The organism is Paenibacillus sp. YYML68 (assembly GCF_027923405.1).
GTDB lineage: Bacteria > Bacillota > Bacilli > Paenibacillales > NBRC-103111 > Paenibacillus_G.
The window spans coordinates 4,538,094-4,562,412 of the sequence record NZ_BQYI01000001.1; the positions used below are offsets into that span (position 1 = coordinate 4,538,094).

Sequence of the window (24,319 nt, forward strand, 5' to 3'; positions counted from 1 at the left end):
AAAAAAAGTCCACCCCGTGGGTGAACTTTGAACTGGTATGAGCTAAAGGGCGAATGTTCTTGTATTCACTGTTTGATAGATGAAGATACAGTTCCTTCCACTTAACATCGCTGACCGAAATGTATTTCCCTCGCTACACATTTTCTCTTGCGTACATGCTCTGATCTTGCAATCGAATCAGTACCTTGCCGAAACGACCACCTTGATGGATTTCCACCTTGTCTAATGGATAAGTCCGTTCCAAATATTCAGCGACGATGTTGTGGTTCTGCTCGTTCTCGGGTATACCCGAAAACTTCAGCACATCCATAATCTCCTGAAGCGCCTTCTCTCTGCTGACTTCCTTCCTCGTCATTTCCCGCGTGACAAGAGATTCGTAGGAATAGCCTTTAAGATACAACAGATGAAGCAGATAGCCGATTTCCGTCGGTTTGGTCTGGAATGGCTGATCGGAGACCAACGGCCAAATATCTTTCACAAGATTATGCTCCCTGGTGCTCGCCGGCAAGCTGATATAGCAAAACCGCCGCGCACATTGGAGCACCCTTTCCACGCTTTCCCAATCCATAATGACCGGACACATGGAGACAAAAACAAGATCAAAGGCTTGGCTCCACCCTCTTGCCTGTACGTCAATGCTCTCAAAGGGCTCGTGTACAATCTTCACCTTACCTACATCGAATTCTATAAGGTTTGCTTCCAGAAGTTCGACCAGCGGAAGAGCGGATTCCACAGCAGTTACATGGGCCCCACGCTCCGCAAACGACACCGAAAAACCTCCTGTGGCCGCACCAATGTCCAGAACGGAGGCATTCTCGAAGGTAACACCCTGTCCTTCTATCCAGTTCATAATTCGTTTGGCTCGTTTTCTTCCCTCGTCATTAAATGCTTGCTCGTTGAAAGACTTGGCCTTATGGTTAAAAGCACTCGTCGGATCGTATCCGGCCTCCTTCATCTTGTTCAGAACGGTATCGCGGTCGTCCCTCCAAGCTTGTTCCCAAATTTCGTCATCAGTAAAAAGATCCTTGCTCGTTCCTGCTCCCATCCCTTTCACCCCTATTTTCATAATAATTGTCGAGAATAATGAAACGCTCGATAGCCTCGTCAAGTACTGCCTGCCCTCTAATAACACACATTAAAGATCTTTAATGTCTACAATAAACGATTCGGCTCTAGTTTGCAATTGTTTATATAGGGTGAAATATCCCCCCCACCCAATTCCTTACTCATCTGTAACCAGACGGATGCATATGATGAACCGTCCATCCCAATTCACTGAGAGGAGCATGTCCATGTACCCTCATCCATGCTATCCGCGTCCATGGCATTATCCGATGTACGGCCAAGGCTACGGAAGCAACGTTCCCCCCTCCTACAGCTGGTACAGCCCCAGCTATCAGCCGTATGGAGGCAGTCCAAGCAGCCCTAACATTCCGAGCATCCCGAGCATTCCCCTGCAAGACTACGGTCCACGACCGCTTGTCGTGAACATCGACCAGGCCACCAAGCAGAATAACACGTACCGTACCGCCTTATGGACAGGTCGGTATTTCCAAGTCACCCTCATGAGCATTAACGTTGGGGATGATATTGGCCTTGAGGTTCATCCGACGACGGACCAGTTCATTCGGATCGAGGAGGGCCAGGGGCTCGTACAGATGGGCGACCGCAGAGATCAGCTCGATTTTCAAGTGATGGCGTACGACGACTTCGCGATCATGGTCCCGGCTGGCAAGTGGCACAATATTACGAATACAGGCCATCGCCCGTTGAAGGTGTACGTTATCTATGCCCCGCCTGAGCATCCCTACGGTACGGTTCACGTAACGAAAGCCGACGCGCAAGGCAAGTACTAAGCACACCTAGCCTACATATCCACCATCCATACGCGATTACACGACGAGGCGGGCACATGCCCGCTTCTTTGTTGTATAGAACGAGCCGAATCACGTATTATAAGTAGTAATGATTACGACTACTGAATGGAGGATACGATAATGGGGAACACCGATATTTTCGAAATGATGGCCTCCACCTACGACACGCCAGAACGCATTCATATCGCCAGTGTATCGTCCAGCGCCATTCGTGCGTATATTGAGAACGGTCAGGACAAGACGGCTATTGACTTCGGGTGCGGCACAGGGCTTGTCGGGCTGGAGCTGGCTAGCGACTTCCGTCATGTCACGTTCCTCGACACGTCGCCGAACATGCTGAAGCAGATTGAGAGCAAGCTCGCTGCCGCTAGCATCCACAATGCCGACACGCTATGCCTTGACCTCGAGGCTGGCATTCAGCCTGACCTTCACGCCGACTACGTGTTCATGGCCCAGGTGCTGCTGCATATCCAGGATATTGAGCCGGTGCTGGCCCGCTTACGTGAGGTGCTGAATCCGGGAGGCCATCTGCTGATCGTCGATTTTGATAAAAATGAGCACGTCCGATCGGACAAGGTTCATAACGGCTTCGACCAAGGCGAGCTAGCCCAACTGATGACGCGCATCGGCTACACGAACGTAACGTCCAAGACGATCTACACGGGCAAGCAGCTCTTCATGAATCAGGATGCGTCGCTGTTTATAATGGATGCGACTCGATGAGATCGGACAACGACATCCACACCCCCATCCCCACCCAAGGAGGCCACACTAATGGATGCCGCCACCGTTATGCAGGAGCTTCAGGCGCTCGGCAAGGAGCGCACGAAGAAGCAGTACATCTCGAACGGAGCACGCGAACCGCTGTTCGGCGTCGCTACCGGCGCGATGAAGCCGCTCGCTAAGCAGATTAAGATCAACCAGCCGCTCGCCGAGGAGCTGTACGCGACGGGGAACTATGATGCGATGTATTTCGCCGGCATTATTGCCGATCCGAAGGGGATGACGACAGCCGACTACGACCGCTGGATGGATGCCGCTTACTTCTACATGCTGTCGGACTACGTCGTGGCCGTCACCTTGGCGGAGGCCGAGATGGCTCACGCTCAAGGCGTGGCCGATCAATGGATCGCTAGCGGCGAGGAGCTGCGCATGTCGGCGGGCTGGAGCTGCTACTGCTGGCTGCTCGGCAGTCGCAAGGACGCTGAGTTCTCGACCGACAAGCTCGCCCACCTGCTCGAGCGGGTCAAGCCGTCCATTCACAGCGCACCCGAACGGGCGAAATATGCGATGAACCAGTTCATCTACACGGTGGCCATCTCCTACGTGCCGCTCCATGAGCAGGCGGTTGCGACCGCGCAGGCTGTCGGTCCGGTTGAGGTCAAGCGGGGCGATACAGGCAAGAGCAGCCTCCTCGTCGCCTCGGATACGATTCAGAAGGCCATCGAGAAGAACCAGCTCGGCTTCAAGCGCCGGCACGTAAGGTGCTGAAGGAGATGATTGAAGGCTTGAGCGCAACCAACCTTCGATGCTGAGCTAGCTCATTGAGGACTTGGGTGCATACGCGTAACCATAAGCCGTAATACGAAATAGCCCCGTCCTACAGGACCGGGCTCTTCGTGCAGACTTCACTCGCCTTGCGTTCCGACTACTGCTGCACTCTTGGCTTTCCTTGATCGCTAGGGTCGTTAGACCGAGTCGGGCTGTTCTTCGGGTTGTTCTGATCTGGCTTCGCTTTCGTGCTCATCGTGTCGTTCACCTCCTGTGAGATCCATCCTCAGTATGGCTCCAAGCAGTGAACCTTATGACAGACGGGGGACGCGCCGAGGCGTTCTTCTCCGACAGGTTGCCCAGATGGAGCACAGGCGGCAGCAGGAAGAGCATGATCGCGACGAACAACGCTCCGAGCAAGCGACCATGTCAGGAGCAGCTCCCCTCCCTTACCGACTAGAGCCGACTAGTGCCGATTAGAGCCGACTAGAGCCGTCCCCTCCACCTTCCGCGCCATAACGGTCGCCATCGCATGCTGGTGCGGCACGCCTGATGAATGGCAGTCGAATACAAGCTCCGCGCTGTCCTCGATCAGCCAGTCCCGATAATGGGCGAGCAGCTCGCCGGAATGCCACTTGTACGCGTGCGGCTCCTTCTCCGGAGGCGGGGCGATGAATGGCTTGTTCACGAACACATTGAACACGTGCAGGCCGTTCGGCGCGGTATACCTTTTATAATTAGCGAAAATCTCCTCCCGCAGCTCCGGCTTCATATAATGCAGCACGCCGCTTGAGAACACGATGTCGTACGGCTCCTCGAACCGGTATTGGAGAATGTCCGCCTTGAACACATCGACGTGTACGCCCACCCGCTCCGCGAGCCGCCTCGTCTTCTCCACACCCGCATCCGTAATATCGAAGGCCGTGACCGCATAGCCATTCCTGGCAAAAAACACCGCGTCCTTCCCTTCCCCGCACCCGATATCGATTAGCCTCAAGCGCTTCGTCGGCGGCATCGCCTGCAGCACCTGGTAACAAGCCTCATTCGGCTCCGTCCCCCAGTAATAGCTATCCGTCTGATACTCTTCCTCATAGATCGTCATCGGCTTGTCCTGCGACACGTAGCCGAGCAGCTTGTCGATGCTCACGCCTAGCGTTCGCGACAGGTCAGGGAGCAGCGCCAGCTCCGGCATCGTCTGCGCATTCTCCCACTTCGACACTGCCTGATACGTCACCCCGACCGATTGGGCAAGCTCCTCCTGGGTCAGGCCCTTCTCTCTCCGGTATAACCCGATATTTCTCGATAATTGCTCCTTCATGCTCACTCACGCTCCTTATGCTCTCCATTGTAGAAGAGCGGCGGCGCCGTAACAATAACCGTCAGCTTGAGTTTTCCATGCATTCAACCAGTGGTTGAGCAGCGCCTACCGTTGCCTCCCTCGCCGCGGGTCGTGGTACAATGAGGGCAACTAGAGAACCATATCATGAGAGGAGCTGTCATTGTGACAAAAATCCGATTCGGCGTCATCGGCACCAACTGGATTACAGACCGATTCCTGCAAGCGGCGCAATCCGTTGAAGACTTCGCCCTAACAGCCGTCTACTCCCGCACCGAGGAGCGGGCCCGTGCATATGCCGACCAATGGAGCATCCCCCATCGGTTCACCGAGCTCGCGCAGCTCGCCAAGAGCGATGAGCTCGATGCCGTCTATATCGCTACGCCGAACTCACTGCACGCCGAGCATGCGATACAGTGCATGCAGCACGGCAAGCACGTGCTGTGCGAAAAGCCGCTCGCCTCGAACGCAGCAGAGGTGCGGGCGATGCAGGCCGCAGCGCAAGACAATGGCGTATTACTCATGGAGGCGATGAAATCGACCTGCATGCCCGGCTTCGAGGCCGTACAAGCCGCGCTGCCGCGCATCGGCCGCGTACGGAGGTATTACGCAAGCTACTGCCAATATTCCTCACGCTATGACGCCTACCGGCAAGGCACCGTGCTCAACGCCTTCAATCCGACTTATTCCAATGGTGCGATGATGGATCTCGGCATCTATTGCTTGTACCCGCTGCTCACGCTATTCGGTGCGCCGACTCGCATTCAAGCGACTGGCTATATGCTCGAATCGGGCGTCGATGGCGAAGGCAGCATGGTGCTCACGTACCCGGACATGGATGCGGTCATTATGTATTCGAAAATTACGAGCTCCAGTCTTCCAAGTGAGATTCAAGGCGAGGACGGTACGTTGGTCATGGATTCAATCAGCGAGCCGCATCGCGTCCAGCTTCGTCTCCACGACGGAACGCTCGAGGATCTCACGCGCGCCCAGCCAGAGCCGCCAATGGCCTACGAGCTGCGCGAGTTCATCCGTACGCTGCAGGCAGGGAGGCTAGAGTCCAGCATCAACAGCTTCGCACGCTCGCTGGCGACGATCACCGTCATGGATGAGGCGCGCAGACAGCTCGGCCTCGTGTATGAGGCGGATCGACGAGCTGTTCAAGAGCAGCAAGGCTAGACGCTCGGCTCCAATTGCGCTGGTGTGTGTAGTAAGAGCTCCTATTCATTCAGCCAAGCTTCACCATCATCTTCCGTTGAACAACAAGAGCGCCCCGCTTGGAGCTGGTTCAGTGCGTACATAGGCTCAGATGAGCCTAGCACCGATCAGCTTCTTGTCACGAGGCGCTCCACTTAGACTACTCCTTCGGATAAAACGGCGAGTAATTCCCGAACTCCCAACGTAGCGGGAAGCCGTCCGCGCTGTACACCACCTGTTCAACCGTGAACACTAGACTCCGCTCCGTCCCGCGCCATTGAATCTTCCCTTCTCCATGAAGCTGTAGCGTCTCGCCCGTATCGAAGTCGAGAAACAATAGCCCTGCTCGCGAATAGGCGTAAATATTGCCTAACGTGTTGAACATCGCATTCCCCGCGTAATCCGCTACTTCAATCGTTTGTTCATCGAGAACGTGGACGAAGCCCGGTATACCGCCTCTGTGGGACACATCCGCGCCGCGATTCGGGTGAACCGAAGCGATGAAGAACGTATCCGCTCGCTTCAATTGCTCGATATGTCGAACGTTCAACGAACTGAAGCGTTGAGGGCTAGTGGTCGGTTGCCTTTGCTCTCGGAAGCCTAAGAAGGTCCGGGCCTGAATGTATTTCGGACAATTCGCGTACACCTCCATCGTCTGAACGAGCAAGGTATCTGCGTGGATGCTCACGACTGTGCCGTTCACACGCATTCGCCGCCGAGTGGCAAAGTCGATCGCTAACAAGCCGACCTGCGAGCCTTCCTTCAATTGGAGCACCTCGGGGGCGTATGTGTGGTCGCACTGAATCGATACGGTCCGCTCGTCGATGCCCTTCACGAACCCCGCCTCGCCCCACAGCACACAAGCCCGCACCTTCCCTTCACGATCCACGAAGCCGACTAGAACCATCACCTGCTGCTCTAGAAACTGGGCGGCCACCTTCGGTATGAAGTCGCGAATTCCTTTGATCGTCAGCCTCGCGCTCTCCTCTTGATGGGCCTCCCGTTGAACGGCGAGCTCTCCTTCGTGGTACACCATACTCATGTTAGAAGAACCCGCAGGCCGGACCTTCGGTTGTATGTTGCTGATAGGCTTGCAGGCCGGTCTTGGCGTAGATTTCGAGCCGAATCCCGTCTGGGTCCAGGAAGTAGATCCCCCCCGATTCTGCGCCTTCCATGTGAGGCGTAAGGTCTGGGTAGATGAAGGCGACGCCCATGCTTTTCAGCTGCTTCTCCTTCAACTTCACGTCGTCCAGAGAGCTCGCTTCGAAGGCGAAATGATGCATTCCTGGCGACTGGGAGGAAAAAACACCGTTACTCTGCTCCCACAGCGTAATCGTAATCTCATCCTCGCGCCCCAGAAAGGCAAATTTCTTACCCGATTCGTCTGATCGATGGAACACGGTGAGCTGGAATACCTCACAGTAAAACGGGACGGAACGCTCGAGATTCGTGACATTGATACCAACATGACCTATTTTCATTCGGCACACTCCTTTTTATAACCACCAAAATCACCTTACAGGTATTAGGTTAACAGAGTTTTCTTAACTTGTAAACTCTGTTTTTAGTGGTTATAATGTTTTCGGGTGATCGAGAACATGATGAAGCGTGAATTTGTAATGGTCGGGAACAGCCTGACGTTGGATTTTATAAATACGAGAATATGTAAGCAGGGGCAGGTCATCGACCTCCTTGAAGGTACAGATGACCTGAGCGAGTGGCTGGAATGCGCAGGACTGCTTCGTTACGTCTCCGGAAGCTATGCGGCTCTGGATGCAGAGACTAAGCAGCGCCTGTTCACGGACTTCTTGCGTGTTCGGGACGTGCTGATGGAGCTGGTGAGAGACGTGATGGCTAGCGGGGAGCTGACGAACGGGCACAAGGAGCAATTGAACGAGGAGCTGCGCAAATATCCATGCACCAAGCAGATTGATGGTCAAGAGACGGACATGCACATCGAGTCGTATTATGAAGCGGCCTACCTGCCGGGTGCTATTGTGGACAACGCGGCGTTTCTGCTCACGACTGTGAGTCCATCGAAGATCAAGAAGTGCTCGAATGAGGAATGTATCTTGTTCTTTTATGACAATAGTAGGAATGCATCGAGACGCTGGTGCTCCATGTCAACGTGCGGCAATCGGGTCAAGGTGAACCAGCACTACCACCGGAAGCGGGGGCGAGAGTGAAGCGAGGGGCATGAGGCACGCTCGCCGTTAGCGCACGAAACGTGCGCTATCTCGCGCACCGTGCCCGCCGCGCCGCTCTAGCGCTCGCCGTTAGCGCACGAAGCGTGCGCTATCTCGCGCACCGTGCCCGCTGCGCCGCACCAGCGCTCGCCGTTAGCGCACGAAGCGTGCGCTATCTCGCGCGACGCGCCTCTCGCGACGCACCAGCGCACACCGTTAGCGCACGAAGCGTGCGCTATCTCGCGCGACGACGCCCGCCCCACCGCTCCAGCGCTCGCCATTAGCGCACGAAGCGTGCGCTATCTCACCCGCAGCGGCCGCCGCGCCGCACCCCCGCTCGCCGTTAGCGCACGAAACGTGCGCTATCTCGCCCGCAGCGCCCGCCTCATCGCTCCAGCGCTCGCCGTTAGCGCACGAAGCGTGCGCTATCTCGCGCGACGCGCCCGCCTCACCGCACCAGCGCTCGCCGTTAGCGCACGAAACGTGCGCTATCTCGCCGCACCACCGCTCGCCGTTAGCGCACGAAGCGCGTTCGCCGCATAGCAAAAAAGCAAGCACCCCGCTCGGCCATCAGCCGAACAAGAAACGCTTGCCCATACCCTTACCGCGAGAGCACCTGCCCTACCCGCTCCACCCAAGCTACGGCTGCTTCGCACCCGCAGCATTCGAACCGAGCGAGTTCAGATCAATGAACGGCGTCGCGCCGCCCGTCACGGTAGGCAGTCGGCCGTCCCACTTCTCGAGCGCCTTCTCCTGCACCTCGATCTGCTTCAGTTGAACGAGCTCAGGCGTGACCTCCTGCTTCTTCAGCTTGAGCGCCTCCGCCTCGGCCTGCGCCTGGGCGATCTTCTGCTTCGCCTCGATCTCGATCCGCTTCAGATCGTTCTCCGCCTTCAGCGCCTGCTGCTGCGCCACCTGCTTCGCCTCGATCGACTGGTCGAACGCATCGGAGAACTTGAAATTAACGATGTTAATGTCATTCACAACCAGATTGTAGCGACCGACGCGAGCCGTGAGCTGCTCCCGAATCTCCGCGGCAACGACATCACGCTTCGTAATCAGGTCCTCAGCCGGATATCTCGCGGTTACTTCCTTCACGACCTCTTGAATCGCCGGTGCGATAATGACCGTCTCATAGCCAGGCCCGATGTCGTTCATAATTTCGAAAGCAGCTGCCTTATTAATGGAATAGTTCAGTGCCACGTGTGTCGATACCGGCTGCAGGTCGCGCGACGATGCCGTCGCATCCGCTTCAACCTTCATCACCTTCGTGTTCACCTGAATGACACTCTGGATGAACGGCACCTTCAGATGCACACCCGGCTCCAGCGTCTGGTCGCCCAGCTTCCCGAACGTCTTATACAAGCCGACATGACCGAACTGCACCATCGCGAAGCTATTCATACCGCCCAGCAGTACAACGATCCCAATGAGCACACCGAGCACAACCTTATTCGTCTTGCCGCTGCCCGGCTGATTACGCATATTCGTTTCCGTATTCGTTCCAAAATTCATTCCGATCCCCTCCACATATTCGTATCATCGCCGCCCTGCTTCCCATCGCACCGAACCACTCCGCCCTTCCGAGCATCAACAATATTGTGTTCCGACCGCGGCTTTCGTACAATACGTATGACAGCGTCATACGTTCCGCGATGGAAGCATTTGCACAAGCCTATGCAACAAGCAGCCCGCGGGCACTGTTTAATCATACGACGACATAAGAGGTGATTCGGCCGTCATGGAGCTGCTACGGGAAGGCTATTCCTTAATCTCAATCATCAACATATTCCTCGCCATGACCGTCATCTTCATGGAACGGCGCAACGTCGGCGTCACCTGGGCTTGGGTCATGGTGCTCTTCTTCCTGCCTGGCGTCGGCTTCATTCTGTACTTGATTTTCGGGCAAAATCTCGCCCGCCGCAAGCTGTACCGGCTCCCGGTCGTCAACCGTCAGCTCGTCGATACGCTCGTGGAGCAACAGAAGGAGGCGCTGCGGCTCGAGCGCATTCCGTTCCGAGATGAAGCCGCCAAGCAGTCGAGAGAAATGATCCTGATGCACCTGAACAGCGCCTACGCGATCTACACACAGGATAATGAGGTCGCGATCTTCACAGAGGGCAATCGCAAATTCCAGTCGTTGCTGCATGACATCAAGGCGGCGAAGGACCATGTCCACCTCATGTACTTCATCATCCGCGACGATGCGCTCGGCCAGCGACTCATGGAGACGCTGGCCGCGAAGGCACGCGAGGGCGTGCAGGTGAAGCTGCTGTACGACGCGATCGGCTGTCAGGCGCTCCCGCGCACGTTCTTCCAGTCGCTGCGCGAGGCGGGCGGCGAGGCAGCCGCCTTCTTCCCGTCGCGCATTCCGTACATTAACCTGCGGGTCAACTACCGCAACCACCGGAAGCTCGCCATCATCGACGGGCGCATCGGCTACATCGGCGGCTTCAACGTCGGCAATGAATATTTGGGCCTCAGCGCACGATTCGGTCATTGGCGCGATACGCATCTGCGGCTGACGGGCGGGGCTGTGCTCCATATGCAGGCGCTGTTCTTCCTCGACTGGGAGCTCGCGGCTGGCGAGCAGCCTGAGGTCGAGCCGAGGTACTTCCCCATTCAGCCGCATCCGGGTCAAGTCGGTCTGCAGATCGTAGCGAGCGGTCCGGATTCGGAGTGGCAGCAGATCAAGAACGGCTACATCAAGATGATCGTTAGCGCACGCGAGTCCGTCTACATCCAGACCCCCTACTTCATACCGGACGAGAGCCTCATTACCGCGCTGAAGATGGCGGCCGTCTCCGGTGTCGATGTGAAGATTATGATTCCGTACCGACCTGACCACAAGCTCGTCTACTGGGCCTCCTTCTCCTATATCGGCGATCTATTGTCCTGCGGTGTTCAGTGCTACCTATACGACAAGGGCTTCCTCCATGCCAAAATGATCGTCTGCGACGGCAAAACAGCATCCGTCGGCACCGCCAATGTCGATATCCGCAGCTTCAAGCTTAACTTCGAGGTGAATGCGTTCATCTACGATACACGCACGGCGCTGCAGCTCAAGGACGCATTCGAGCGGGATATGCTCGATTCGCGGTGGCTGACACTGGCTGCCTACAATCGCAGACCGCTGCTCCATAAGTTCCGCGAGCCTGTCGCCCGCTTGCTGTCGCCGATTCTATAGCGGTACAATAAGACCACACTTGCTATTAGACAGCCACGCCGCTAGCGCGGCACCTTCAGGTGATGTAACATCGAGGATGGCCCTCAATTTGGCTGCGCCAAATTCGAGGCTTGCCATAACAGATTCCGATATTCACGGAATCTGTTATTTCAGGAGGCAGCCACGCCGCTAGCGCGGCGCCTTCAGGTGATGTAACATCGAGGATGGCCCTCAATTTGGCTGCGCCAAATTCGAGGCTTGCCATAACAGATTCCGATATTCACGGAATCTGTTATTTCAGGAGGCAGCACTGCCGCTAGCGCGGCGCCTTCAGGTGATGTAACATCGAGGATGGCCCTCAATTTGGCTGCGCCAAATTCGAGGCTTGCCATAACAGATTCCGATATTCACGGAATCTGTTATTTCAGGAGGCAGCACTGCCGCTAGCGCGGCGCCTTCAGGTGATGTAACATCGAAGATGGCCCTCAATTTGGCTGCGCCAAATTCGAGGCTTGCCATAACAGCTTCCGATATTCACGGAATCTGTTATTTCAGGAGAGGAAGGAGCAACTATTATGCCAGCCTTAATCGTTCGAGGCATCTCGCCCGAAGCGATGCGCACGATCAGCACGCCGCTCGTCGAGGAGCTTGCCTCCATCTGCAGCTGCGGCACCGATAACTTCACGATCGAATGCCTAACAACGACTGGTGTGTTCGGCGGTGAGCTCGTCCCATCGTTCCCGTTCATTGAAGTGACCTGGTTCGAGCGCGGACAAGACGTTCGCGATCGATTCGCCGCGGCCATCCATCAGCAGCTACAGTCGATCGGCATCGAGGAGGCAGAGCTTGCCTTCATCGTCTACGCCGAGAGCAGCTATTACATCAACGACAAGCGCTTCGGCTCCTGACGTAACGTATAGCGAATAGCACGGACCGTCCTACGTCCTGAGCCAACCCATTCCCTCCGTGCCTAGCATGGAGTCCAAGAGGTGAACCGAGCATGTCCACAACCGATAACCATTACGAGCTGGCTACCTTCGCCGGCGGCTGCTTCTGGTGCATGGTGACACCCTTCGAGGAGCTGCCAGGCATCATAAGCGTCGTCTCCGGCTACACCGGCGGCCATACGACGAACCCGACGTACCAGGAGGTATGCTCCGACACGACCGGGCATACCGAGGCTGTGCAGATTACGTTCGACCCCGAGCTGATGCCCTACGAGGAGCTCGTGGAGCTATTCTGGCAGCAGATCGATCCGACCGATGCTGGCGGGCAATTCGCCGACCGCGGCTCGTCGTACCGCAGCTCGATCTTCTACCATACTGAGCAGCAGAAGAACACCGCCGAAGCGTCCAAGGAGCGACTCAACGCCAGCGGACGGTTCGAGCAGCCGATCGTCACGCCGATTGAACCGGCTCAAGTGTTCTACCCGGCCGAGGAGTACCATCAGGATTACCATAAGAAAAATCCGCTCCGCTACAAGATGTACCGTCGCGGGTCTGGCCGGGAGCAGTTCCTGAAGGAGCACTGGAACACCGAGCGCGACAAGGCCGAGCTGAAGGAACGGCTCACGCCGATGCAGTACAAGGTCACGCAGGAGAACGGAACCGAGCCTGCGTTCCATAACGAATATTGGGACAACCACGAGGAAGGCTTGTACGTCGACATCGTCTCCGGTGAGCCGCTGTTCACCTCCCGGGACAAGTTCGACTCCGGCTGCGGCTGGCCGAGCTTCACGAAGCCGATCGCGAGCGGCCTAATCGAGGAGAAGCAGGATTACTCGCACTTCATGATCCGCACTGAGGTACGCAGCCGCAAGGCCGACTCGCATCTCGGCCACGTCTTCACCGATGGCCCGAAGGAGCTTGGTGGATTGCGGTATTGCATTAATTCCGCTGCGCTGCGGTTCATCCCGAAGGACCGGTTAGAGGAAGAAGGCTACAGCCGTTACAAAACGCTGTTCGAGTCATAGGAGCGTTGTCGTCTCACCCACCTACAGCACGGGCAGCAAGCTCGTAAGACTCCGCAAGCGTAGCGAAGAGCAGGCCAAGTGGGCCTGCTCTTCGTCTTACATCTGACATCCAGCAATAGCATGCCTCTAACCTGCAGCCAGCGGCACCCTAGACACCAAGAGCGGCAGCCCCGGACTCCCGTCCAGAACTGCCGCTCTCTGTCTTCTATGCTCGATTACCAGAAGCTTACCAGAACAACCCGCCGCCGTAGCCGGCGCCCGGATAACCGCCATAGCCAACGCCTGGATAGCCGTAGCCATAGCCTCCACCATAGCCATAGCCGCCGTAAGCTCCTGCATATGGTGCTGTACCAATCGCCAGCAGGTCGAACAGCACGAGTGGAAGAATCGCCGAGGTTCTAACCTTCTTCCCCTTCGCGCCAACAGACACGAACAGCTTCGTGCCGCTGATCTTCACCAGCTTGCCGTAGACGACAGAGCCGTCCTTCTTCTGTGCGTAAATGTGCTTGCCAATGAGCTTGGCAGCGTCTTGCTTGCGAACCGCTTGCTTCTTCATCCACGCTCACCTCCAATAAGATCGTCAGGCCAAGCCGCCTGGCGGATTGGCGTTAACGCTATATTGTACGAGGCGAGTGACAGCGCTGCTTGTATGGATGTCTAGAACGGCCGCAATTAGGCGGTTAGGCGAGAATCCCGCCTGTCACCGTCTACTTCCGCAGCTTCCCGAGCTCCATCGTAATCGCTTCGATCTCGGAGATGCTGAACTGATTTTTGCTTGCCACCATCTGATAGATGTCATGCAGGTCCTCATATTGGGAATCGCCGAGCTCCGTCGCTCTCAAGGCCGCTCCAGACGCCATGCGCAGCTTCTTCTTGATCTCCTCGATCATGAACTCCGTGTTTTGCAGCGTATTCTGTGATAAATCCATCGTCGTTCCTCCTTCCATCTATTGTAGCTTGGGCTTATTGTATCATGTTTGGCACATGCCCGCCCGTTGTATTATAATGGTACACAATCCACCCCTTGTCACTGGAAAGGAGCTTCCCCGATATGGTACATACCATCCAGCTCACGACGAAGCTGCGCGACGAGATGATCGACATTACCCGACAGGTCCACGACCTGCTCAAGCAAGAGCAGCTCGATGAAGGAATAGCCGTCATCTACTCGCCTCATACGACCGCCGGTGTGACGATTCAGGAGAATGCCGACCCTGACGTCCGTCACGACGTGCTGCTGCGTCTTGATGAAGTATACCCCTGGGAGCACCCGGAATACCGCCATGCCGAAGGGAATACGGCCTCTCATCTCAAGACGATGACGACCGGTGCTTCGCAGACGGTCATCGTATCCGGCTCGAGGCTATTGCTCGGCCGCTGGCAGGGCATCTACTTCTGTGAGTTCGACGGTCCGAGACAGCGCAACTGTCTAGTCAAGTTCATAAGGGGCTAACCCACAGGCTATCTTGGCCTGCTCCTGACCGGCACGCCCGGCGCAACCGACACGCTACGCGTGCAAGCCCTCACATATATATTTCACATGCTGCTCGGCCAGCTTCTTCACGTCCTCATAGCTCTGGCTGTAATGAATGTTATACGTTATGAAGCCGTGCATCGACATGAACAAGCTCCATGGGAGGCTGTACATCTTCTTATCGCTATTCTCATGACGCGAGATGACCGAGCGGACGACAGCCGCGAACAGATCTAGACATTGCGCCTGCTCCGTTCGGGAATACCGCTTCAGCTCCGGCTCCTTGATCATGAACATGATCTCGTAATGATTCGGGTTCTCCAGCCCGAACTTGATGAACTCCAGCATCAGCTTCTCGAGCTGGGCGACATCGCCTAGTCTTGTGCGCTTCAGCATCTCCTTCAGCCTGTCCAGCAGCATAATGAAGTCCTCCGTCACGAGCGCGTAGAACAGCTCTGCCTTATCGCTGAAGTGATAATACAACGCGCCGTGACTATAGCCCATCGACTTCGCTATACTGCGCATCGTCAATGCATGATACCCGTGCAGAGCGAATAGTTGACGTGCTTCAGTCAATATTCGATCACGACTCAGCTCTTGCTCCACTGCCTTTCTAGCCAATGTGCTCCACTCCCTCACTTGCATCGCAGCATTCGCCTACGTGCAGTTCACTCTACTTGTACGCCTTAGGCTCTGGCAGCTCCATATGCTCCACATACAGCTGCTCGCCCTCTGTAATCTCGGCTTGTCCTTGCGTCAGATCCGTCATCCACGCGATGAACGCACCCGCCTCCTGCTCCAGCGGCAGACAACGCAACGTCACCTTGTCAGTAAACTCCGTCTCGCCGAGCAAGGTCCCGAAGCCCCGAAGCTCATTATCGACCTTACCGTGCCACGTATAATCGATCGCTACGCGCACGTCCCGGTGCAGCACCTTGTACACCTGCTCCGCAGCGGCAAGGCCTGCTACAGCACCGTCGGTATACGCACGCACAAGACCGCCTGCCCCGAGCATAATACCGCCGAAGTAACGGGTGACGACGACGGCGACATTTTTGAGACCCTGATTCTTGATGACCTCCAGAATTGGCTTGCCCGCTGTACCGCTCGGCTCTCCGTCATCCGACGCCTTCTGAATCTCGTCCCGCTCCCCTAGCATGTAGGCCGAGCAGTTGTGGTTCGCCATCCTGTGCTGCTTCTTGATCTCCTCGATGAAGGCGATCGCCTCCGCCTCGGAGACTACCGGCTTCGCGTATCCGATGAAGCGTGACTTCTTGATGACGATCTCTGCAGCACCCTCCCGCTTCACCGTCCGATAGTGCATCAGCATCGACGTTCCGCGCACCTCCTTGTTAATTCCAGACTATATATGTTGCAAAAAAAGCGACCACCCCGCAGGGTGAACGCTTCTTCTGCAAATGGCTTCATACGTTCATAAGCTTGCTGCGCTTCCTGCTTACTTGCTCAGTCGAGCCTCGAGCTCCGCCTTCTCGTTCTCGTAGCCCGGCTTGCCGAGGAGCGCGAACATGTTCTTCTTGTACGCCTCAACGCCCGGCTGGTCGAACGGATTGACACCGAGCAGGTAGCCGCTGATGCCGCACGCTTTTTCAAAGAAGTAGACCATGTATCCGAAGGTGTAAGGACTCATATCCGGCAGCGTTACGATCAAGTTCGGCACCCCGCCGTCCGTATGTGCCAGCATCGTACCCTCGAACGCCTTCTTGTTAACGAAATCCATCGTCTGGCCGCTCAGGAAGTTCAGTCCGTCCAGATCCTGCGCATCCTCGCCGATCGTAATATGGTCAGCAACGCTCTGTACCTGAATGACTGTCTCGAACAGGTTGCGGTTGCCCTCCTGAATGAACTGGCCCATCGAGTGCAGGTCGGTCGAGAAGTCAACGGACGCCGGGAAGATCCCCTTGAAGTCCTTGCCCTCGCTCTCGCCGAACAGCTGCTTCCACCACTCCGACACGAAGTGCAGCGACGGCTCGTAGTTGACGAGAATCTCCGTCGTCTTGCCCTTGCGGTACAGCGCGTTACGCACAGCTGCGTATTGGTAAGCTGCGTTGTCGCTGAGGCTCGGCTGCGAGTACGCCTCGCGAGCATCTGCCGCGCCCTGCATCATCGCCTCGATGTCGACGCCAGCCGTCGCGATTGGCAACAGACCTACCGCCGTGAGCACCGAGTAACGACCGCCGACATCGTCCGGGATGACGAACGTCTCGTAGCCTTCCTCCGTCGCCAGCTTCTTCAGCGCGCCCTTCGCCTTGTCTGTCGTCGCGTAGATCCGCTCGCGCGCGCCTTCCTTGCCATACTTCTTCTCCAGCAGCTCGCGGAAAATGCGGAACGCAATCGCCGGCTCCGTCGTCGTGCCGGACTTCGAGATGACGTTCACCGACAGCTCCTTGCCCTCAAGCAGCTGCAGCAGGTGCGTCACGTAGGTGGAGCTGATGTTTTGCCCGACGAAATAAATCTCAGGCGTCTTGCGCTTATCCTTCGGCAGCAGGTTGTAGAAGCTGTGCGACAGCATCTCGATCGCCGCGCGCGCGCCGAGGTACGAGCCGCCGATGCCGATGACGATCAGCGCGTCAGAATTCGACTGAATGCGCTGCGCCGCCGCCTGGATGCGGGCGAACTCTTCTTTATCATAGTTAACAGGCAAGTCGATCCACCCGAGGTAGTCGTTGCCTGCTCCTGTTCCGTTATGCAGCTGCTCATGTGCGGAAGCGACCGCTCCCGTCAAGTATTCCACCTCGTGCTGTCCTACGAATTGAAGCGCCTTGCTGTAATCGAACTTCAGCTTTGCAGTCATCTCGTCCATAGCCTCCGATTCCGAACCTTAGGTTCTATATATTTAGTGTGCACTGGCCCATAAAATCCCTATAAGTTTAGAATACTTGATATGTGGACGCAAACGCAAGACATCATTCACAGCATTCCCACGAAATGCTAGAATAAAGGAGGGGAGGGATCGCCATGAAAACGATCGGATTTATCGGTCTCGGTACCATGGGCAAACCTATGGCCGCGAACCTGTTGAAGAAAGGCTATGAAGTCATCGTTTATAATCGGACGCAAAGTAAATCCCTGGAGCTGAAGGGGCTCGGAGCTCTTGTAGCAGATAGTCCAATGGATGCAGTGAAGCAGGCAGACGTCATCATTACGATGCTCTCGACCGACGCTGTCGTACTAGAGACCGCCTTCGGCGAGAACGGAATTGTACACGGTCTGCGTCCCGGACAGACGATCATCGATTGCAGCACCGTATCTCCCGAGACGAGCCGCAAGCTGTACCACGAATTCTCCTCACATCTCGTTGAATTCCTCGACGCTCCCGTAACCGGTACGAAGCCGGCGGCTGAGAGTGGTCAACTCGTCTTCATGGTGGGCGGAGCTGAGGAGGGCATGCAGGAGCAGCACGACATATTCAAGGCGATGGGCAGCAAGATCATCTACATGGGTCCTTCCGGATCGGGTTCATATGCGAAGCTTGCGCATAACACCATCGTCGGCATCAATGCGGTCGGCTTGATGGAAGGTATATCCATTGCAGCCAAGGCCGGACTGAACATCGAGAGCTTCCTCGAAATCGTTCAATCGGGTGGAGCCGCGAGCAAGCAGGCGGAGCTGAAGGGACCGAAGCTGCTCGGACGCGACTTCAGTACCCAGTTCTCGCTACAGCTCATGCTGAAGGATCTGAAGCTGGCCGGTAAGGTATCGGAGGAGTTCCAGCTTCCTTCACCGATGCTGCACGCCGCACAGAACATCTTCCAGATGGGCGTCTCCAAGGGGCTCGGCGCGCAGGATCTGAGCAGTGTGATCCAGTGCTACGAGGAATGGATGCATATGAAGGTATCTGCAGAGCCTAAGGCAATGTCGAAGGCAGAGCAGGAGCTGCTTGAGCGTCGCCGCAATACGCGTGTGCAGCTTAACATCAAGCTTCATCTGTCTGTCTATCAGTGGGAGCAGGAAGGCTCCTTCTCCGGCCAGCTGATCGAGGGCACACTCGTCGATCTGTCCGAGAGCGGCATGCGAATCTTAAGCGCTTACCCGCTTGCACGTGACATGTTCATTGTCATTCACTTCCCGCAGGAGGCGGAGCTGCCTCCGGTTACTGCGCGCATCATCCGCATCGACCCGGACAGCGGACAGTTCCGCTACGGCTGCATGCTGTCGGGCCTCCCGCCGTATGTGAGACTGAAGCTCGAGGACTATATTCGATCGAAGGCTGAGTAACAGCCGAGTAGCAGTTGCGATGCAGGTCAACAGCACGAAGCTGCAATGAGCAAGCGACCTAATATAAAACGTTAAAAAACCCCGCCAAGCTCTCCTGCGAGAAGCTAGGCGGGGTTCTCTTATGGTGTACATCGATAAGCTATAAGACTACGTGCTGCCTACTCCTCGATATACGAGCAGATGTAGTCGGTTGCTGTACGTACGTCCAGCTTGAACTTCGTACCCTTCGGAACGAAGAATTGGCCGCTGCCGTTGATTTCGAGCCACTCCGTCGCGTCAGGCAGCAATACCTTCAGCTCGCCGGCTTGAATCTCCATCAGTTCCTTGACATCGGTGCCGAACTCATATTCGCCTGGCAGCATGATGCCAAGCGTCTTCTTCGTACCGTCCGCGAACAGCACCGTGCGGCTCGTCACTTTGCCGTCGAAGTAGATGTTCGCTTTAGTCAACACTGTAACTTGTTCGAATTGGGACATGGTAGATTGCTCCTCTTATCTTGAACTAACAGTCTCCGAGCTGTCTCGGAAGCTGGTGTAGCTGATTACTTCAATAGTTGCTTCGCGCGCTCAACCACGTTCTCCACGGTGAAGCCGTACTCGGCAATAACGACAGGTCCTGGTGCAGATGCGCCGAAGCGATCGATACCAAGGACGCTGCCCTGGTCACCTACATAGCGATCCCAGCCGAACGAATGACCCATCTCGATCGCAAGGCGAGCCTTCACGTTAGGCAGCAGGACGGAATCCTTGTACGCCTGATCCTGGCGATCGAACAGCTCCCAGCTTGGCATACTGATCACGCGTGCTGCGATGCCTTCCTCAGCCAGCTTCTTCTGCGCTGCTACCGCCAGCTGCACCTCGGTGCCTGTAGCGATCAGCTGCACCTGAGCTTGACCATTCGCTGCATCGGAGAGGACATAAGCGCCGCGCTCGACCGCGCCGTTCTCCGAGCCCTCAAGCTTCGCTGCTGCTTGACGGGAGAAGATCAGAGCAACAGGGCCCTTCTTGTTCGCCACGGCATACTTCCAAGCTGCCGCCGTCTCGCTGCCGTCAGCCGGACGAATCACCGTCACGCCTGGGATAACGCGAAGCGCAGCAAGCTGCTCGATCGGCTCATGCGTCGGACCGTCTTCGCCTACGCCGATGCTATCATGCGTGAACACGTAGATCGCAGGCACGTCCATAATGGAAGCAAGGCGAATCGCCGGACGCAGGTAGTCGGAGAATACGAAGAACGTACCGCCGAATACTTTCAGACCGCCGTGCAGCAGCATACCGTTCACCGCAGCGCCCATTCCGAACTCACGAACGCCGAAGTAAATGTTGCGGCCGCTGTAGTCGTTAGCGGTCAGAACGCCAAGTCCCTTCATATGCGTCATCGTGGACGACTCAAGGTCCGCAGAGCCGCCGACCAAGGAAGGTACGTTCTGAGCGATCGCGTTCAGCACGGTACCCGAAGCAGTACGTGTACCCTTCTCAGCTGGAATATCAGCCGGAATCGCAGCGTCCCAGCCCTCTGGCAGGTCACCGTTCACCGCAGCCTCGAATTGCTTCGCCAGCTCCGGATGCGCCTTCGCATATTCCGCGAACATGCTGTTCCAAGCGTTGTAGTTCTCAATGTTGCTCTTCTTGATCCCCTCGAAGTGAGCGCGAACCTCGTCCGGTACATGGAAATGCTGGCTGTCATCCCAGCCGTACGCTTGCTTCGTCAGCACAACCTCGTCTGTACCGAGCGGGGAGCCGTGCGGACCTGCATGACCGCCCTTACCAGCCTTGTTCGGGCTGCCGTAGCCGATCACCGTCTTCACCTCGATCAGCGTCGGACGGTAGTCAGCCTGCGCCTCAAGCACAGCCTTGTGAATCGCCTCGAGGTCGTTGCCGTCCTCTACGCGCAGCACTTGCCAGCCATAGCCCTCGAAGCGCTGAGCGACGTTCTCGGAGAACGACAGGTTCAGCTCGCCATCGAGGGAAATATCGTTCGAATCGTACAGCACGATCAGCTTGCCAAGCTTCAGGTGACCCGCAAGCGATGCGGACTCCGAAGAAATACCTTCCATCAGGTCGCCATCGCCGCAGATCGCGTATGTATAATGATCGACAACACGGAACTGGTCACGGTTGTATACAGAAGCAAGATGAGCTTCAGCCATCGCCATACCAACAGCCATACCGAAGCCTTGTCCGAGCGGGCCTGTCGTAGCGTCAACACCCGGCGTGTGGCCAACCTCAGGGTGACCCGGCGTCAGGCTGCCCCATTGACGGAAGTTCTTCAGCTCCTCCATCGGCAGGTCGTAGCCGCTCAGGTGCAGCAGGCTGTACAGCAGCATCGAGCCGTGTCCAGCGGACAGCACGAAGCGGTCGCGGTTGATCCATGTCGGTGCATCGGGATTGTGCTTCATCAGCTTCGCAAACAGCTCATAGCCCATAGGAGCAGCTCCCATCGGCATACCAGGGTGACCGGACTTCGCCTTCTCAATCGCATCAATAGAAAGCGTCCGAATCGTGTCTACGGATAATTGCTCGATCGTCTTGTTCGTAACCGTCATGAAACGTTATCCTCCACTCCATCATATATTTTCTTACTGTACCGCAGTAAAGCATGAATCCACACGCGCACAGCAAGTATGGGTCGACTGCCTGCAGCATGCCTTGCACATCGCGCGGCACTTGTACGTACAGGATCGACACTCAAGTACTCCTTATTGTACCATTGTCGCTTCGAGATTGCCATACAGAAAGCGCTACAGCAGACATCCATCTTGAGTCTCATAAGCATATTCTAAACATTTCGAAGCATAATAGACGTCCGCGCCGTTTAGCCACTAGCCAACGACTTATTTTCAAAAAAATAGTTAGGTCTTTCGAAGGAATTAGCCTCTGAGCATCGAATTTAGGAGTAATGGAAACCGGAGAACATTTTACCAATCATCCACGTCCTAATTCGTCTGAATATACATGACTTCGGGGAGTCGATCTATGAACCACATCTTACAAGAGCTTGCCAACACACGCCAGACTTATCGGAAAATGCTGAGCCTATACTGGATTACCATCATTCTGACCGTTATTCTGGAAGGTCTGATCCGCTTGCATCAAGGGCTGGAGCCCTCAAGCATCTGGCTTCCCCTCATCGCTCACGCCGCTGTGCTGGCCACTGTCACAGGTGTTGTCGAATGGCTGAGTCGCTACCGGAGCATCCAGCGCGACTGGCTGCTCATAACGACCGGCATTCTCTTCGCCTCATCGATAGTATGGATGAATCCGACCATCGGCATCGTGCCGGCCATCTACATCTTCCCGATTCTGACATCTGTCTTGTCGTTCAATAAGAAGCCGATCATATTCTCGTTCGCCACTGTCCTGCTCGCCTTCGCCGCGTTGTACGGCATCAGCGAGCCGCTGCGCATGACGATGCAGCCCGTCCATACAATCGGCATCCTGTTCCTGTTCACGGGTACAACAGTTATCGCACTCGCAATTACGAGCAGCGGGATCGAGCTGCTGGACAATCTGAAGTCCGAGACCGAGGCCAAGCAGGAGCTATTGGTCAAAAACATCATTATGGATACGGTATCGAAGATCGACGCGCTGACCGAGCTGTACAACCACAAGACGTTCCACGAATATTTAGAGAAGCTCATCGAGCAGAGCGAGCGGAATAGCCTCCCGCTCCAATTAGCTATTCTCGATATTGATAGCTTCAAGCGGATTAACGACACGTACGGCCACTGGGTCGGCGATATCGTGCTGATGCGAGTTGCGGCCATTATGAAGGAATCAGTCACGCCGAACGATTTTGTTGCCCGTTACGGTGGTGAGGAATTTGCCATTATCTTCACCGAGAAGACGCTTGAGGAAGCCCATGCCATCGTGGAGAACATACGGCAGAAGCTCTACATCACCTTCCATCCCGAGCTCGAGAACAAGGCCGCAACGATCAGCATCGGACTGCAGGACTACGTCAAGGGTGAGGGCAAGGAGGGGCTGTTCAAGGGAGCAGACGCCTCGCTCTACATCGCCAAGCGCTCAGGCAAAAACCGCACGGTCATGCAGGCCGGGCTGGAGGAGAGCAACCACTCGGAGCATCAGAGCGCTGCCGCCGTTATATCAAGCTAGAGCTATACCTGCTCAGCATACACCTCCATTGATACGATAGCTCATCACAAGTGTCGCCCATACGCATGAAGCCCTGCTTCCCATCACGGGAGCAGGGCTTCTCTTATTCTCTACATCATCGCGAACAAGCGTTCTCCAGCGAACCAAGCGGTCAATCGGTGGTTCACCTGCTCCTCAGATAGCTCCGGGAACACATTCTCCGCCGCGATCAGATCGTACAGCCGCTCCATCGGCTCGCGCCCGTCGGCCTTCTTCGCCTTCGCATCCGTCTTCAGCAGCTGCCAGGTGTCCAGCACGTAAGCGCGGGAGTCGATCTCCTGCTTGCTGAAGAAATGACCGAGCTTCTCAACATCGGTGAGAAACGCATCGCCGAACCGTTCCTTCACCGTCCCGCCCAGCAGCGCAATCTCCACCTCGTACATCGGACGCTGCTTGTCATCGTCCTTGCCGATCCACGGCGTCTCGAGAATGAACGGCAGATGCTTCAGCTGCTCGTGATGCACGATACGCTGCATCGCCTCGAAGCCGATCCAGCCTGCGCCGACCGGAGCATGGCGGTCCTTGCCTGCGCCGCGCATGTTCTTGCTGTCGTTCAAGTGAATGACAGCAAGCCGGTTCAGCCCGACGGTGCGGTCGAACTGCTCCACGACACCGTCCAGATCGTTCACGATGTCATAGCCAGCGTCATGAACGTGGCACGTGTCGAGGCAGACGGTCAGACGCTCATTACGCTCGACCTTCTCCATAATGGCAGCCAGCTCCTCGAAGCTACGGCCGATCTCTGTGCCCTTGCCGGCCATCGTCTCGAGCGCGATATTCACGCCCGTGTCCTTGATGCCTTCGAGCACCTGATTCAAGCCCTCTGCGATCCGGGCGATGCCGTATTCCGCATCCTTGTCCGTGTAGGCGCCCGGATGCAGCACAATCTGTCTCACCCCGAGGTAGTCCGTGCGGCGAATCTCCTCCTGCAGGAAGCGGACAGCCAGCTCGAACGTATCCTCCTTGTAGGAGGCCAGGTTCACAATATAAGGAGCATGGACAATAATTTCCCCAATGCCATGCTTGTCCATGATCGCCTTGCCCTCTTCAATATATTGATTCTCAATCGGCTTGCGGCGCGTGTTCTGCGGCGCTCCGGTGTAGATCATGAACGTGCCAGAGCCGTAGGAGACGGCTTCCTCTGCTGCGTTCTGCAGCCCTTTATCTGAGAACGAGACGTGCGATCCGATTTTCACCATGCTCGAATTCACTCCTTTTCCGATGTCCCTA

25 protein-coding genes are annotated in these 24,319 nt (G+C 56.1%); 12 read left to right on the plus strand and 13 right to left on the minus strand.

What is annotated here, in order from left to right; translation table 11 throughout:
- Nucleotides 1–133: 133 nt before the first annotated feature.
- Nucleotides 134–1,045, minus strand: a complete 912-nt coding sequence (locus PAE68_RS20285; protein WP_281889993.1) for a class I SAM-dependent methyltransferase — start codon at nt 1,043–1,045, stop codon at nt 134–136.
- A 247-nt stretch (nt 1,046–1,292) separates the two neighbouring features.
- On the opposite strand from PAE68_RS20285, the gene PAE68_RS20290 reads away from it, so the two are divergent.
- The 4 genes from PAE68_RS20290 (at nt 1,293) to PAE68_RS20305 (ending at nt 3,828) form a co-directional block, all read left to right on the plus strand.
- On the plus strand, nt 1,293–1,856 hold the full coding sequence (locus PAE68_RS20290; RefSeq protein WP_281889995.1) for a cupin domain-containing protein: 564 nt from the start codon (nt 1,293–1,295) through the stop codon (nt 1,854–1,856).
- Nucleotides 1,857–1,997: 141 nt separating this feature from the next.
- Complete coding sequence (locus tag PAE68_RS20295) at nt 1,998–2,600, plus strand: class I SAM-dependent methyltransferase (RefSeq protein WP_281889996.1); 603 nt, start codon at nt 1,998–2,000, stop codon at nt 2,598–2,600.
- A 51-nt stretch (nt 2,601–2,651) separates the two neighbouring features.
- The gene (locus tag PAE68_RS20300) at nt 2,652–3,368 is read left to right on the plus strand and encodes a DNA alkylation repair protein (protein WP_281889998.1); all 717 of its coding nucleotides are present in this window, start codon (nt 2,652–2,654) and stop codon (nt 3,366–3,368) included.
- Between the two features lie 313 nt (nt 3,369–3,681).
- Nucleotides 3,682–3,828: a hypothetical protein gene (locus PAE68_RS20305; RefSeq protein ID WP_281890000.1), complete on the plus strand. Its 147-nt coding sequence runs from the start codon at nt 3,682–3,684 to the stop codon at nt 3,826–3,828.
- A 6-nt stretch (nt 3,829–3,834) separates the two neighbouring features.
- Here PAE68_RS20305 and PAE68_RS20310 read toward each other — a convergent pair whose 3' ends face one another.
- Nucleotides 3,835–4,686 carry a methyltransferase domain-containing protein gene (locus tag PAE68_RS20310; RefSeq protein ID WP_281890002.1) on the minus strand — a complete coding sequence of 284 codons (852 nt, stop codon included), beginning with the start codon at nt 4,684–4,686 and terminating at the stop codon, nt 3,835–3,837.
- 192 nt (nt 4,687–4,878) lie between these two features.
- Here PAE68_RS20310 and PAE68_RS20315 point away from each other — a divergent pair, with 192 nt between their 5' ends.
- Complete coding sequence (locus PAE68_RS20315) at nt 4,879–5,883, plus strand: Gfo/Idh/MocA family protein (RefSeq protein ID WP_281891164.1); 1,005 nt, start codon at nt 4,879–4,881, stop codon at nt 5,881–5,883.
- A gap of 178 nt (nt 5,884–6,061) precedes the next feature.
- Here the strand turns inward: PAE68_RS20315 and PAE68_RS20320 are convergent, their stop codons facing one another.
- The gene (locus PAE68_RS20320; RefSeq protein ID WP_281890004.1) at nt 6,062–6,943 is read right to left on the minus strand and encodes a pyridoxamine 5'-phosphate oxidase family protein; all 882 of its coding nucleotides are present in this window, start codon (nt 6,941–6,943) and stop codon (nt 6,062–6,064) included.
- A gap of 1 nt (nt 6,944) precedes the next feature.
- Entirely contained in the window at nt 6,945–7,382 is a 438-nt protein-coding gene (locus tag PAE68_RS20325; protein WP_281890008.1) for a VOC family protein, read from the minus strand.
- Nucleotides 7,383–7,499: 117 nt separating this feature from the next.
- Here PAE68_RS20325 and PAE68_RS20330 point away from each other — a divergent pair, with 117 nt between their 5' ends.
- Nucleotides 7,500–8,087: a CGNR zinc finger domain-containing protein gene (locus PAE68_RS20330; RefSeq protein ID WP_281890010.1), complete on the plus strand. Its 588-nt coding sequence runs from the start codon at nt 7,500–7,502 to the stop codon at nt 8,085–8,087.
- Between the two features lie 639 nt (nt 8,088–8,726).
- Here PAE68_RS20330 and PAE68_RS20335 read toward each other — a convergent pair.
- On the minus strand, nt 8,727–9,602 hold the full coding sequence (locus PAE68_RS20335; protein WP_281890011.1) for a prohibitin family protein: 876 nt from the start codon (nt 9,600–9,602) through the stop codon (nt 8,727–8,729).
- A gap of 226 nt (nt 9,603–9,828) precedes the next feature.
- Between PAE68_RS20335 and cls the strand changes: the two genes are divergently transcribed.
- The 3 genes from cls (at nt 9,829) to msrA (ending at nt 13,225) form a co-directional block, all read left to right on the plus strand.
- Nucleotides 9,829–11,274, plus strand: a complete 1,446-nt coding sequence (gene cls, locus PAE68_RS20340; RefSeq protein WP_281890012.1) for a cardiolipin synthase — start codon at nt 9,829–9,831, stop codon at nt 11,272–11,274.
- A 554-nt stretch (nt 11,275–11,828) separates the two neighbouring features.
- Nucleotides 11,829–12,161 carry a DUF1904 family protein gene (locus PAE68_RS20345; RefSeq protein ID WP_281890014.1) on the plus strand — a complete coding sequence of 111 codons (333 nt, stop codon included), beginning with the start codon at nt 11,829–11,831 and terminating at the stop codon, nt 12,159–12,161.
- 92 nt (nt 12,162–12,253) lie between these two features.
- Nucleotides 12,254–13,225 carry a peptide-methionine (S)-S-oxide reductase MsrA gene (gene msrA, locus PAE68_RS20350; RefSeq protein ID WP_281890016.1) on the plus strand — a complete coding sequence of 324 codons (972 nt, stop codon included), beginning with the start codon at nt 12,254–12,256 and terminating at the stop codon, nt 13,223–13,225.
- 226 nt (nt 13,226–13,451) lie between these two features.
- Here msrA and PAE68_RS20355 read toward each other — a convergent pair whose 3' ends face one another.
- Nucleotides 13,452–13,781: a hypothetical protein gene (locus PAE68_RS20355; RefSeq protein ID WP_281890018.1), complete on the minus strand. Its 330-nt coding sequence runs from the start codon at nt 13,779–13,781 to the stop codon at nt 13,452–13,454.
- 151 nt (nt 13,782–13,932) lie between these two features.
- Nucleotides 13,933–14,154 carry a DUF1128 domain-containing protein gene (locus tag PAE68_RS20360; RefSeq protein ID WP_281890019.1) on the minus strand — a complete coding sequence of 74 codons (222 nt, stop codon included), beginning with the start codon at nt 14,152–14,154 and terminating at the stop codon, nt 13,933–13,935.
- Nucleotides 14,155–14,276: 122 nt separating this feature from the next.
- Between PAE68_RS20360 and PAE68_RS20365 the strand changes: the two genes are divergently transcribed.
- The gene (locus PAE68_RS20365) at nt 14,277–14,678 is read left to right on the plus strand and encodes a secondary thiamine-phosphate synthase enzyme YjbQ (RefSeq protein ID WP_281890020.1); all 402 of its coding nucleotides are present in this window, start codon (nt 14,277–14,279) and stop codon (nt 14,676–14,678) included.
- A 54-nt stretch (nt 14,679–14,732) separates the two neighbouring features.
- Here PAE68_RS20365 and PAE68_RS20370 read toward each other — a convergent pair whose 3' ends face one another.
- From PAE68_RS20370 to PAE68_RS20380, 3 genes are all read right to left on the minus strand, one after another.
- Complete coding sequence (locus PAE68_RS20370; protein WP_281890021.1) at nt 14,733–15,320, minus strand: TetR/AcrR family transcriptional regulator; 588 nt, start codon at nt 15,318–15,320, stop codon at nt 14,733–14,735.
- A 52-nt stretch (nt 15,321–15,372) separates the two neighbouring features.
- Nucleotides 15,373–16,029 carry a YigZ family protein gene (locus tag PAE68_RS20375; RefSeq protein WP_281890023.1) on the minus strand — a complete coding sequence of 219 codons (657 nt, stop codon included), beginning with the start codon at nt 16,027–16,029 and terminating at the stop codon, nt 15,373–15,375.
- Nucleotides 16,030–16,155: 126 nt separating this feature from the next.
- Nucleotides 16,156–17,511: a glucose-6-phosphate isomerase gene (locus PAE68_RS20380; RefSeq protein WP_281890025.1), complete on the minus strand. Its 1,356-nt coding sequence runs from the start codon at nt 17,509–17,511 to the stop codon at nt 16,156–16,158.
- Nucleotides 17,512–17,675: 164 nt separating this feature from the next.
- On the opposite strand from PAE68_RS20380, the gene PAE68_RS20385 reads away from it, so the two are divergent.
- The gene (locus PAE68_RS20385) at nt 17,676–18,935 is read left to right on the plus strand and encodes an NAD(P)-binding domain-containing protein (RefSeq protein ID WP_309299348.1); all 1,260 of its coding nucleotides are present in this window, start codon (nt 17,676–17,678) and stop codon (nt 18,933–18,935) included.
- Nucleotides 18,936–19,093: 158 nt separating this feature from the next.
- Here PAE68_RS20385 and ppnP read toward each other — a convergent pair whose 3' ends face one another.
- Both ppnP and tkt read right to left on the minus strand, forming a co-directional pair.
- Nucleotides 19,094–19,411, minus strand: a complete 318-nt coding sequence (gene ppnP, locus PAE68_RS20395) for a pyrimidine/purine nucleoside phosphorylase (protein ID WP_281890027.1) — start codon at nt 19,409–19,411, stop codon at nt 19,094–19,096.
- A gap of 65 nt (nt 19,412–19,476) precedes the next feature.
- Nucleotides 19,477–21,480 (minus strand): transketolase, encoded by a 2,004-nt coding sequence (gene tkt / locus PAE68_RS20400; protein WP_281890028.1) that lies wholly within the window; start codon nt 21,478–21,480, stop codon nt 19,477–19,479.
- Between the two features lie 430 nt (nt 21,481–21,910).
- Here tkt and PAE68_RS20405 point away from each other — a divergent pair, with 430 nt between their 5' ends.
- Nucleotides 21,911–23,050 carry a GGDEF domain-containing protein gene (locus PAE68_RS20405; RefSeq protein WP_281890030.1) on the plus strand — a complete coding sequence of 380 codons (1,140 nt, stop codon included), beginning with the start codon at nt 21,911–21,913 and terminating at the stop codon, nt 23,048–23,050.
- A 110-nt stretch (nt 23,051–23,160) separates the two neighbouring features.
- On the opposite strand, the gene PAE68_RS20410 is transcribed toward PAE68_RS20405, so the two are convergent.
- Nucleotides 23,161–24,288, minus strand: coding sequence for a deoxyribonuclease IV (locus PAE68_RS20410; protein WP_281890032.1), 1,128 nt, complete (start codon nt 24,286–24,288; stop codon nt 23,161–23,163).
- Nucleotides 24,289–24,319: the final 31 nt, after the last annotated feature.